This window comes from Micromonospora sp. NPDC057141 (assembly GCF_042670805.1).
Classification (GTDB): Bacteria; Actinomycetota; Actinomycetes; order Mycobacteriales; family Micromonosporaceae; genus Micromonospora.
The window spans coordinates 1-9,629 of record NZ_JBHUVA010000131.1; the positions used below are offsets into that span (position 1 = coordinate 1).

At 69.7% G+C, this 9,629-nt stretch carries 15 protein-coding genes; 10 read left to right on the top strand and 5 right to left on the bottom strand.

Features of this window, described 5'->3' with window-relative positions; translation table 11 throughout:
- Positions 1-401 precede the first annotated feature (401 nt).
- Positions 402-770: a hypothetical protein gene (locus ACFT41_RS31320; RefSeq protein ID WP_377590300.1), complete on the top strand. Its 369-nt coding sequence runs from the start codon at positions 402-404 to the stop codon at positions 768-770.
- A gap of 123 nt (positions 771-893) precedes the next feature.
- Here the strand turns inward: ACFT41_RS31320 and ACFT41_RS31325 are convergent, their stop codons facing one another.
- Positions 894-1,346: a hypothetical protein gene (locus tag ACFT41_RS31325; protein WP_377590302.1), complete on the bottom strand. Its 453-nt coding sequence runs from the start codon at positions 1,344-1,346 to the stop codon at positions 894-896.
- 194 nt (positions 1,347-1,540) lie between these two features.
- Between ACFT41_RS31325 and rpmF the strand changes: the two genes are divergently transcribed.
- The 4 genes from rpmF (at position 1,541) to ACFT41_RS31345 (ending at position 3,988) form a co-directional block, all read left to right on the top strand.
- Complete coding sequence (rpmF, locus tag ACFT41_RS31330) at positions 1,541-1,720, top strand: 50S ribosomal protein L32 (protein WP_377590304.1); 180 nt, start codon at positions 1,541-1,543, stop codon at positions 1,718-1,720.
- On the top strand, positions 1,717-2,949 hold the full coding sequence (locus tag ACFT41_RS31335; RefSeq protein WP_377590305.1) for a GTP-binding protein: 1,233 nt from the start codon (positions 1,717-1,719) through the stop codon (positions 2,947-2,949). The genes rpmF and ACFT41_RS31335 overlap by 4 nt, the downstream gene beginning before the upstream one ends.
- Before the next feature lie 62 nt (positions 2,950-3,011).
- A complete protein-coding gene (locus tag ACFT41_RS31340) occupies positions 3,012-3,656 on the top strand; it encodes a class I SAM-dependent methyltransferase (RefSeq protein ID WP_377590313.1) in 645 nt (214 codons plus the stop codon).
- A gap of 134 nt (positions 3,657-3,790) precedes the next feature.
- Complete coding sequence (locus ACFT41_RS31345) at positions 3,791-3,988, top strand: hypothetical protein (protein ID WP_377590307.1); 198 nt, start codon at positions 3,791-3,793, stop codon at positions 3,986-3,988.
- A gap of 284 nt (positions 3,989-4,272) precedes the next feature.
- Here ACFT41_RS31345 and ACFT41_RS31350 read toward each other — a convergent pair whose 3' ends face one another.
- From ACFT41_RS31350 to ACFT41_RS31365, 4 genes are read right to left on the bottom strand one after another with little or no spacing between them, the layout of a single operon-like run.
- A complete protein-coding gene (locus tag ACFT41_RS31350; RefSeq protein ID WP_377590309.1) occupies positions 4,273-4,695 on the bottom strand; it encodes a Fur family transcriptional regulator in 423 nt (140 codons plus the stop codon).
- 6 nt (positions 4,696-4,701) lie between these two features.
- Positions 4,702-5,184, bottom strand: a complete 483-nt coding sequence (locus ACFT41_RS31355) for a hypothetical protein (protein WP_377590311.1) — start codon at positions 5,182-5,184, stop codon at positions 4,702-4,704.
- A complete protein-coding gene (locus ACFT41_RS31360) occupies positions 5,181-5,441 on the bottom strand; it encodes a type B 50S ribosomal protein L31 (RefSeq protein WP_377614091.1) in 261 nt (86 codons plus the stop codon). The genes ACFT41_RS31355 and ACFT41_RS31360 overlap by 4 nt, the downstream gene beginning before the upstream one ends.
- Positions 5,438-6,733, bottom strand: coding sequence for a CobW family GTP-binding protein (locus tag ACFT41_RS31365; RefSeq protein ID WP_377590363.1), 1,296 nt, complete (start codon positions 6,731-6,733; stop codon positions 5,438-5,440). Before ACFT41_RS31365 ends, ACFT41_RS31360 begins: the two co-directional genes overlap by 4 nt.
- A 45-nt stretch (positions 6,734-6,778) precedes the next feature.
- Between ACFT41_RS31365 and ACFT41_RS31370 the strand changes: the two genes are divergently transcribed.
- From ACFT41_RS31370 to ACFT41_RS31390, 5 genes are read left to right on the top strand one after another with little or no spacing between them, the layout of a single operon-like run.
- Entirely contained in the window at positions 6,779-7,300 is a 522-nt protein-coding gene (locus ACFT41_RS31370) for a winged helix-turn-helix domain-containing protein (protein WP_377590365.1), read from the top strand.
- Between the two features lie 55 nt (positions 7,301-7,355).
- Positions 7,356-7,592 carry a 50S ribosomal protein L28 gene (gene rpmB / locus ACFT41_RS31375; RefSeq protein ID WP_377590367.1) on the top strand — a complete coding sequence of 79 codons (237 nt, stop codon included), beginning with the start codon at positions 7,356-7,358 and terminating at the stop codon, positions 7,590-7,592.
- Positions 7,592-7,759 carry a 50S ribosomal protein L33 gene (rpmG, locus tag ACFT41_RS31380; protein WP_091283281.1) on the top strand — a complete coding sequence of 56 codons (168 nt, stop codon included), beginning with the start codon at positions 7,592-7,594 and terminating at the stop codon, positions 7,757-7,759. The genes rpmB and rpmG overlap by 1 nt, the downstream gene beginning before the upstream one ends.
- A complete protein-coding gene (gene rpsN, locus ACFT41_RS31385; protein ID WP_377590368.1) occupies positions 7,759-8,064 on the top strand; it encodes a 30S ribosomal protein S14 in 306 nt (101 codons plus the stop codon). Before rpmG ends, rpsN begins: the two co-directional genes overlap by 1 nt.
- Before the next feature lie 52 nt (positions 8,065-8,116).
- Complete coding sequence (locus ACFT41_RS31390) at positions 8,117-9,589, top strand: choice-of-anchor M domain-containing protein (protein WP_377590370.1); 1,473 nt, start codon at positions 8,117-8,119, stop codon at positions 9,587-9,589.
- The last annotated feature ends 40 nt before the right edge of the window (positions 9,590-9,629 follow it).

Here is a 9,629-nt window from a genome sequence, read left to right on the forward strand (position 1 = left end):
TCTCTTCGTACCGGACCTGATCTGGCGCGTCCAACGCCTACCCGGCATTCCGGACAGCTACTGACTGCTACCGCCCGCTTGCGCGGAATGGCTCATTGCCTTTCTGGTCGGAACGGGCGTGCCGACCAACTTCGCTTTGGCTCTGGGGTGATGGCCTGGGTCGGCCAGATGTGGTCGGGGTATTCGCTCGCGCACTCGTCGCGGTGGTCTGTGATCGGCGATCGTCCTGACGGTCGTTCTTGATGAACACGCCCTGGGGATCGCTGCGTTACCTGACCCGCCGTGTGCACCGTACGCGTTGGCCGCCGGGGTTGTGACCGAGAGGCCGACCGGTGCGGGTCCGTAAAAGATGCCTGGAATCCAGGAAGGAGACCTGGGTCAGGAGGGGGATCCACCTTGTGTTGGACGACGTGATCCAGGGCATGCCGAACAGTTCGATCCCGAGTCCGGCCAGCGCGGATCAATCCTGGTTCTGTGGGCCACCGACCGATCATCAGCGTGCCGACGTCGTGGGCGGTGGCGATGACCGCCCGGTCGTTCGAGTGCGGTCAGTTGCCGCCGCCATCCGGGACGGCAACACCGTCCGCGACACCGGTGACGACTCCGCGGCGACCACGTCGGTGTTCGGAACGGCCGAGGCGAGCGCTTCGGTTCCGAGACCGGTGCCGGCACCCACGTCCAGCAGGGTCGCGTCACCAACCGCGCTGTGCGGCGCCTCGGTCACCGGGCGTGCGCGGGGCCTGCCGGGCCGGCTCGCTGAGCAGGTGTAGGTGCTCCCGGAGATCGCGCACCCTGCTCCATAACCAACCTTCTTCACTTTTTACTCGGCGGTGAGGGCTGCGTCCACCGCGCCTGCTCCACGGGGTCGCCCCGTACTACTGGGCGGCGCCGAGTCAGTGCTCGTCGTAGTGGCCGCCGTGTGCCGCGTGTCGGTGGCCGTGGTGGATGTAATCGAGGTGGTCGCCGTGCAGCACCGGAGAGTGGCCGCAGCCGTCCCCGTGGGCATGGTCGTGTTCTTCCGCGACGACGTGCTCGCTGGAAGTGCACTCGTCATAGTGATCATCGTGCGCCTGGTGCACGTGCCCGTCGTGGAGGTAGTCGGTGTGTCCGTTGTGCGAGACCGACGCATGGCCACAGCCGTCACCGTGGCGGTGCTCGTGCTGCTCGGCAGGGTGGTGGCCCTCGGTGCTGCACTCGTCGTAGTGCCCGTCGTGCGCGTGGTGCAGGTGCCCCTCGTGCACGTAATCCACATGCCCGAGATGTTGCACGCTCGTATGCCCGCACTCCGGCCCGTGAGCGTGGCGGTGCTCGTTGGTGTGGATGGGGTGGGTGATGCCCGTACTCATCTTGACCTCCTGAAAGTGTGGCTCGCTACCCAACGTTACATGCGTAAAGGCGCATCTGTTTGGTGATCGGCAATGCGATCGCGTCGTTCTCGAGGGTGGCGACGGCCTGCGGCGGAGGCGGAACCCAGGGGGAAAGGGAAACGAAAACCAGTTCGGTTAAGATGGGCTCCGTTCCCTTGCTGAAGGAGATTCCCGTGGCCGTACCGAAGCGGAAGATGTCCCGGTCGAACACCCGGCACCGGCGGGCGCAGTGGAAGGCCAGCGCGCCACAGCTGATGCCCTGTTCGTGTCCGCGTAGAGAGATGGTGGTGCCGCACCGGGCCTGCGCGCACTGCGGCCTCTACCGGGGACGTCAGGTGGTGGATCAGCCGTGACCGCCCGGTTGCCGGTGACGGTGCTGTCGGGATTCCTCGGCGCGGGAAAGACGAGCCTGCTCAACCACGTGCTGGCCAACCGGGACGGGCTGCGGGTGGCGGTGATCGTCAACGACATGAGCGAAGTCAACATCGATGCCACCCTGGTGCGCGACGGGGGAGCGTTGTCGCGGACGGAGGAGCGGTTGGTCGAGCTGACCAACGGCTGCATCTGCTGCACGCTGCGCGACGACCTGCTCGACGAGGTGGCCCGATTGGCGCGACTGGGCCGTTTCGACTACCTGCTGATCGAGTCCAGTGGCATCTCCGAGCCGATGCCGGTCGCCGCGACCTTCGCCTTCGGCGTGGAGGACGGTCAGATCCTCGACGACCTGGCCCGCCTGGACACGACGGTCACCGTGGTCGACGCGGCGAGTCTGCGGGGCATGATCGAGGCGGGGGAAACCTTGGAGGCGCGAGGGCTGGCCGCGTTCGAAGGCGACGACCGTGGCATCGCGGATCTGCTGGTCGACCAGATCGAGTTCGCCGACGTGCTGGTGGTCAACAAGACCGACCTGGTCGGCCCGGAGGACCTGACGGTGGTCGAGGGGCTGCTGACCCGGCTGAATCCCGCCGCCCGGCAGGTCCGTGCCGTGCACGGTCGGGTCCCGCCGGCGGAGGTGCTCGACACCGGCCGGTTCGACCTGGAGCGGGCGGAGACCGCGCCCGGCTGGGTCGCCGAGCTCAACGGCGGGCACGTGCCGGAGACGGAGGAGTACGGCATCTCCAGCATCGTGTTCCGCGACCACCGGCCGCTACATCCCCAGCGGTTGTGGGACCTGTTCGCCGCTGGCCTGGACGGCTACGGTGTGGTGCGCTCGAAGGGCTTCCTCTGGCTGGCCAGCCGCCCGGACGTGCAGGCCCTCTGGTCGCAGGCCGGCCCGTCCGGGCGGTGTGACCCGGTCGGCGTGCCGGTGGTGGTGTCTGGGGAGTGGCCGGAGGATCCCGACGAACGGGTCGAGTTGGAATCCCGCTGGCACCCGGTCTTCGGCGACCGGCAGCAGGAACTCGTCCTCATCGGCGTCGACCTGGACGGCGACGGCCTGCGGGCGGCTCTGACCGCCTGCCTGCTCACCGACCCGGAGATCGCTGCCGGCGAGGACGCCTGGCGGGCGTTGCCGGACCCATTCCCAGAGTGGGATCTTGGCGACCTGCACGACCACGACCACGCCGAACCGGTCTCGGCCTGACCATGGCGACCGCCCTGGCACTCGAGGACGTCGCCCGGTGGCGGCGCGACTGGGAGTTCATGATGTGCCACTATCGGCCTGATCGTGACGATCTCCTCACCGTCGGTCTGCAACTCCTTGGGCGCCCAACGGAGCGAGTGCTCGATGTCGGGGGTGGCCCGGGCACCACCGCCGAGGCGGTGCTGCGGCGGTGGCCCCACGCGGACGTCACGGTCCTGGACGTCGATCCGGCCCTGCTGGCCCTGGCCGGGACGGCCCTGCCGCAGGTGCGTACCGTCCGGGCGGACATCGGCTCGCCCCGATGGCTTCCACTGGCCGGCGGCCCATACGACCTGGTGCTCGCCCTGATGATCCTGCACTATCTGCCCGAGGAGCGGGTGCGGGACTGGTACGCCGAAGCCCGGCACCTGCTTAGCCCGGACGGCACGCTCCTCGTGGTCGACGTCATGCCCGACGCCTCAGTACCCGCCCGGCGGCGACAGCACAGCGGGCCTGACCTGTGGACCGCGTGGTGGACCGCGCTGGCCGAGGAACCCTCGACGAGGTCGCTACTGGACGAGCGGACGGCTGCGCTCAGCGGCCTCAGCTCTGCGGAGTTCGTCGCACCGGCCCACTGGCACTGTGAGGCGGCCCGTCGAGCCGGATTCACCAGCTCGACGGTGTTCCACCAAAGCGCCGGCCATGCCCTGGTGGTGTGCCGCCGATGAGCATCCCACCGCCAGGTGGCGTTGGTGTCACCGTCGCCTACTGCGACGGTCACCGCTACCGCGCGCTACGCCACCGCGGCTTCCCGGAATCGCCCTACCGGGTTCCGCGGGACCTAACCGACATCCTCTCCCAGGTGGTCCGGAGCAGTCACGGCGGTGTTCTCGTCCGGGCCGAGTGCCTCGGCATCTGCCACCGGGCCCCCGCTCTGCTCCTGCTCACCGACGCCGAGCCGGCGGGCCGGCGCGGACTGCTGATCGGCCCGGTCGAGGAACCCCAGCATGTGGACGCAGTCATCGACCTGATCCGGAAGGCCGACAGACCCACACCCTGACGGACTCCAACGATGAGCGCTCCCGGCCAGGAATATCATCATCCGCCTCGGCGCGGCCGTCACGCCGCCGCGTGGCAAGTGAGTGCCGACGGCGGCGAGGTGTTCCTCTTCGGGCTGTTCGGCACCGAACTGATCCACCGCGCCAGAGCGCGGACCCAGCCTTCGCCGCCGCCACCGATGCCGCCCGTGCGCTCGAAGCCGCCCTCTGTGCGGTGGCGATCTGACACTGACCAACCTTGTCCGGGTCGCCGTCGCGGTGCCGCAACCGCCGCCGACCCGCCGAACTACTTGTTCGCGCAGGCCCCGCAGGTTCCTTTGAGGTCGAGTCGGTCGGGGTGCGGGGTGAAGCCGGCGTGCTGGTACAGCTCGTTGAGCCAGCTCCTCACGATGTCGGGCGGGCATTCGGTCACCGCGTCGCAGCTTGTGCAGATCAGGTGCTGGTGTGGTGCCGCACCGCAGTGGCGGTAGGCCCGCTGGCCCCTCAGGTCGAAGGTGTGCAGCAATCCGGCCTCGGCGAGGGTGTGCAGCGCTCGGTAGACGGTGGTCAGTCCGATGTGCCGCACGGAGCGGTTGAGTTCGGCGTGTACCTCCTGGGCCGCGAGCGGCCTGGTGCGTCCGATCAGCAGCGCCAGGACGGCGCGGCGCTGCGCGGTGGGCGTCAGGCCCGCGACCCGTAGCTGTGCGTCCAGGTCGATGGGGACGGTCATGATGGCTCAGGGACAAACGCCGAGATGCGCACTGCGCGCGGAGAGCCGGAACAGAACGTAGCGCTGACCCAACCACGCTCCGTCGGTCGGGTCGCGGAGCCGGTCCCAGACGTCGAGATCGGCGGCGGTGAGCAGATTGGCGGGCCGCAGCCAGGCGATCCGTCGAGCGAGAGTGTCCATCGCCGCCTGCTGGTCACCGGCGTGGTGTACGGCAGCGGATGCACAGCCCAGGTCAGCCGGAGCGCCGAGCATCTTCCGCAGGGTTGCCGTGTCGGCGGGCACATCGACGCGCAGTGGCTCGACGGGGACCCGCGGGTCAGACCATTCGGCCCGGATTCCCGCGGTGCCGCAACCGATGTCGCCCGCGAGCCGGTCGGCGGGGCCGACCAGCTCGCGGACGATCGTCAGGCGCCCGGCCCGGTCCTGCCGGGCGGCGTCGACCAACTGCGGCGCCAGTTCGGCCCACTCGACCGGCGCGTCGGTGCTCATCTTTCCTGGGGTCCGCGGCGGGCGTACTTCTGGCGGAACTTCTCGACCCGGCCGGCGGTGTCGAGCAGGCGTTGCTTGCCGGTCCAGAACGGGTGGCTGGCCGAGGAGATCTGGACGTCGATGACGGGATAGGTGTTGCCGTCGTGCCACTCGATCGTCTGGTCGCTGGTGGCGGTGGAGCGGGTGAGGAAGGCGAAGTCGGCGCCCTTGTCGCGGTAGACGACGGGTCGGTACTCGGGGTGGATGCCGGGTTTCATGCGGGTTGTGCTCCTTCGGTGTCGGTGTCGGTCGGTTCCTCCGTGCCGAGGGGGAAGCAGCCGGCGAACGGGTCGTGGTAGGTGCGCCAGGTGTCCTCGCCGTCGGCGAGTTCGGCGTCGGTGAGCAGGCAGTCGGCGAGGGTGCGGTGCAGGTCGACGGGGTCGGTGTCGAGGCCGATGAAGACGAGGTGTTGGTGTCGGTCGCCGTAGTAGGGGTCCCAGTCCAGGGCGGCGGCGATGCGGCGCTGGTCGTCGACGTGTTCCCAGCGGTCCTCGGGGAGGCTGACCAGCCAGTGCCCGAGGGATCCCATGGCCAGGCCGCCGCCGGCGAACTCCCAGGCGACCACGGTGTCGGGTTGGCTGGCCAGCCAGAGGTGCCCGCGGGAGCGGATGATCTCGGTGTTGACGTCTTCGAGGACGTCGTGCAGGCGCTGGGGGTGGAACGGTCGGCGGGCGCGGAAGACGGCGGAGACCACTCCGCAGTCGGGTTCCGGTTCGTGTGCGCCGAGGGCGTAGCCCTGCAGGCCGCGGGCGAGTATCCCCGGGGTTCCCGGACGGTGCCGACGGGTGTGGCGCAGCTGGCGGGTCAGCGTGCTGGCGTCGACGCGGTCACCATCGATCCTGATGTGGGCCGCCCACGGGGCCATCCGCCGCAGCAGGACCGACAATCTGCTCGTGTCGAACGCGCCCTCCGGGGACTGTCCCCAAAGGACCAGGGTGTCGGCGTACTCGATCTGCCGGACCACGACGTCGGCGAGCGCGCGGTGGTCGTCCTCGGCGGCCTGGATGCCGAGCGTGGTGAGGTCGTCGGTGCTGGCCAGGCCGTCGAGCAGGTGTTCGGCGTCGAGGACGGTGACGTAGGAGTCGACGCGGACGAGGTCGGTGATCGGCGTGCCGTCGACGAGGCAGTGGGCGCAGGCGGCGGCGACGGCCTCGGGCTCCACCACCTCGGGCAGCATCAGCACCAGGTCCCGGCCGGGATGGCTGCGGGTGAGCCGCACAAGGGTGGGCAGCACGTCTTCCCGCAGCGTGCAGGAGACGCAGCCGTGCCGCAGCACGATCTGTTCGTCCTCGACGATGCCGGCGTCGGAGCGGACCACCCGGCGGACGACGCCATCGCGAATGTCGGTGAGGTCGTGTCGCACCAGCAGCAGCGACTCGTCGGCGGCGAGCAGGGCGCGGGCGATGGCGTAGGTCGCCGCCGGCCAGAAGCCGGACAGCACGGTCAGCGATGGGCGGGTACTGGCGTCGACTGTCAGGGCATGGGTCGGAGCCTGTGGTGATGACGACATCGCGCTCCCCTCGACTTAACTGAAAACGGTTGTCATTGTAAGCACATGCAAGCTGCCGAAGTGAACGACGGCCCGGGAGTGCGACTGGCGCGGCCGCGACGGGCCGGCGAGGCGCTCACCCTCACGCTTCGTCTCACCCTCGAACCAGGCGGCCACGGCGAGGATCTCGACGGGTTCGGCGCCCTGTTGGCGCTCTTGGATGGCGACGTGGCGTCGGCCCGGCCCTCGGTCGACGAGGTGGGTTCCGGCCTGCGGATCCATCCCGGGTCGCGGACGGTGTACCGGGGTCCGGCGGAGATCGCCCTGACGCGGCTGGAGTACGACCTGCTGCTGTGTCTGGCTCGGCACCCGGACCGGGTCTTCACCCGACCGCAGTTGCTGGACATGGTCTGGGGGCAGCTCTTCACGAGTACCCGCAGCGTCGATGTCCACGTCCGCCGGCTTCGCGCCAAGGTTGGCGCAGGCGTGCCGCTGGTGACGACGGTGCGTGGCGTCGGCTACCGCCTCGGTGTCGGTTGTTCCGTCGAGATCCTTCCAGGTCCCGGACGAGTTTGGCCGAACGGGTGATATAAAACTGAAAACCGTTGTCGTTATCGTGGCGCCTGAGCAAGGAGCGACCGCTGTGTCCAGACGTTGTGACGTCACCGGAGCGAAGCCGAGCTTCGGCAACGCCGTTTCCCACTCCCACCGGCGCACCCGCCGCCGGTGGAACCCCAACCTGCAGAACCACCGCTACTGGCTCCCGTCGGAGCGGCGCTGGGTCAGCCTCACCCTGACGGCCAGGGCCCTGAAGACCGTGGACCGCAAGGGCATCGAGAAGGTCGTCGCCGAGCTGCGTAACCGGGGGGTGAAGCTCTGATGGCCCGCCAGAGCGACGTCCGTCCGATCGTGCGGCTGCGCAGCACCGCCGGCACCGGCTACACGTACGTGACCCGCAAGAACCGCCGCAACGACCCGGACCGCCTGGTCCTGCGCAAGTACGACCCCGTCGTGCGCCGGCACGTCGAGTTCCGCGAGGCGCGCTGATGGCCAGGAAGAGCCTGGTCAACCGGCAGGCACGCCGTGCGGAATCGGTGGCCCGGCAGGCCGGTACGCGAGCTGAGCTGAAGCGGTTGGTCAGCCATCCGGACACCGACCCGGACGTACGCGCCAGGGCGGTCCGCCAGCTCAGCCGGCTGCCGAGGGATTCCAGTCCGGTGCGGCTGCGGTCGCGGGACCAGATCGACGGCCGCCCCCGCGGAGTGCTGACCCGGTTCGGGCTCTCCCGGGTGCGGTTCCGCGAGCTTGCCCTGCGCGGCGAGCTGCCCGGGGTGCGCAAGGCGTCGTGGTGATGTCACCACAGGTATCACCGCGCGCGGGTGCGCGTGGTGTGAAAGGGGAGGTATGAATGCGACGGTGAGGGCTCGCGGTTTCGCGGCCCTGGTCGCCGGGGCGGTGGTGGTCGCCGGCACGGTGCTGGCGCCGACCGCTGCGTCGGCGGCCGAGAAGGTGGTGTTGTCCAAGGGGCACACCGACGCGGTCGACGTGCACTACGAGGGCGGTGCGCTGTCGTTGAAGGTCCATGACGACACGGTCAGCCCTTCGGTGACGCGGGACCCGGCGGACGTGACGTTCCAGGTTCTGCCGGAGGCGGCCATGGCCGTTCCGGACGATCCACGGTTCGCCTTCCTCGGGCCGGCGGGAAGCCAGGTCTGGTTGCTGCCGTTGACCCAGGATCCGGATCTGCTCTGGCCCGGCTGGAACACCACCACGCTCGACGCGGGGGTGTTCGAGGGCAACAAACTGCGGCTGAGCCTGGTCGACGTGCAGGGGCCTGGCAACGTCACGCTGTTCACGCAGGACTCGTTCGGCGGCCCGATCATCAAGTTCCGCTCCGACGACGGCCTGCCCGACGCCATCGACGTGCCGGTGAACACCCACGCGCACTCGAACTGGGCGTTCGGCGCGCTGGGCAGCTACACCCTGAAGTTCCAGGCCGACGCGACGCTGGCCAACGGCACGACGGTCAGCACCGGGCCGGTCGACTACTCGTTCGTCGTCGGCGAGCTGTCCGGCGGGGGGCCGGAGGTCAGCCTGTCGGTCAGCGGTATGGCCGACGAGTACGCGCCCAACGACACCGTGACGCTCACCGCGGTGCAGACGCCGCAGACCGAGCTGGACCACTACCACTGGTTCAGCAAGTGCCCGGGCGCGACGGACTGGACGATCATTCCGGGTGAGGCGGGGGCCAGCTACTCCTTCACCGCGACCCGGGAGCTGAACGCCTGCGAGTACGTGGCCAAGCTCTACGACGACGACCACGCGGTCGCCGCGACCAGCGATCCGGTGACGTTGTGGGTGGCGTTCCCGCCGGAGGAGCCGGGCATCTCGCAGACAATCACCGCGTCGATCGACGAGACGCAGGGCTCCCTGGTGATCAGCGTCAACCCGGACGACCGTGCCGTGGTGCTGCCGCCCGCGCAGCTCGGCGCTGCCGGTGACCGGTGGGAGAGCAACGGTGAACTCCGCCCGGTCACGGTGACCGACACCCGCGCGAGTCAACCTGGGTGGAGCGCCTCCGGGCAGATCCCGGCGGACTTCGCCGGCCCGGACGGTGCGACGTTCAGCTCCGGCTACCTCGGCTGGAGCCCGCGGGTGATCAGCCAGGGCTCCGGGCAGGGTGTGGTCGCCGGCCCGCAGGTGGCACCGTACGTCGTAGGAGCTGGCGGTGGCCTCGGCAACAGCGCGGTGCTGGGCTCGGCGCCGGGTGGTGCCGGCAGGGGCACCGCACAGCTCGGCGCGGGGCTGCGACTGAGCCTGCCCACCGAGACGGCAGCGGGGACCTACACCGCGATCCTCACTCTCACCGCGATCTGATCGCCCGATCCCGTCCGGTGGCACCGCGCTGAGCGGTGCC

Coding starts and splice junctions, on each gene's coding strand:
- ACFT41_RS31340 (WP_377590313.1), top strand. CDS start 3,012: ATGTGCCACTATCGGCCTGATCGTGACGATCTCCTCACCGTCGGTCTG.
- ACFT41_RS31325 (WP_377590302.1), bottom strand. CDS start 1,346: ATGAGTACGGGCATCACCCACCCCATCCACACCAACGAGCACCGCCAC.
- ACFT41_RS31355 (WP_377590311.1), bottom strand. CDS start 5,184: ATGAGCACCGACGCGCCGGTCGAGTGGGCCGAACTGGCGCCGCAGTTG.
- ACFT41_RS31370 (WP_377590365.1), top strand. CDS start 6,779: ATGCAAGCTGCCGAAGTGAACGACGGCCCGGGAGTGCGACTGGCGCGG.
- ACFT41_RS31390 (WP_377590370.1), top strand. CDS start 8,117: ATGAATGCGACGGTGAGGGCTCGCGGTTTCGCGGCCCTGGTCGCCGGG.
- ACFT41_RS31360 (WP_377614091.1), bottom strand. CDS start 5,441: ATGAAACCCGGCATCCACCCCGAGTACCGACCCGTCGTCTACCGCGAC.
- rpsN (WP_377590368.1), top strand. CDS start 7,759: ATGGCCAGGAAGAGCCTGGTCAACCGGCAGGCACGCCGTGCGGAATCG.
- ACFT41_RS31365 (WP_377590363.1), bottom strand. CDS start 6,733: ATGTCGTCATCACCACAGGCTCCGACCCATGCCCTGACAGTCGACGCC.
- ACFT41_RS31350 (WP_377590309.1), bottom strand. CDS start 4,695: ATGACCGTCCCCATCGACCTGGACGCACAGCTACGGGTCGCGGGCCTG.
- rpmG (WP_091283281.1), top strand. CDS start 7,592: ATGGCCCGCCAGAGCGACGTCCGTCCGATCGTGCGGCTGCGCAGCACC.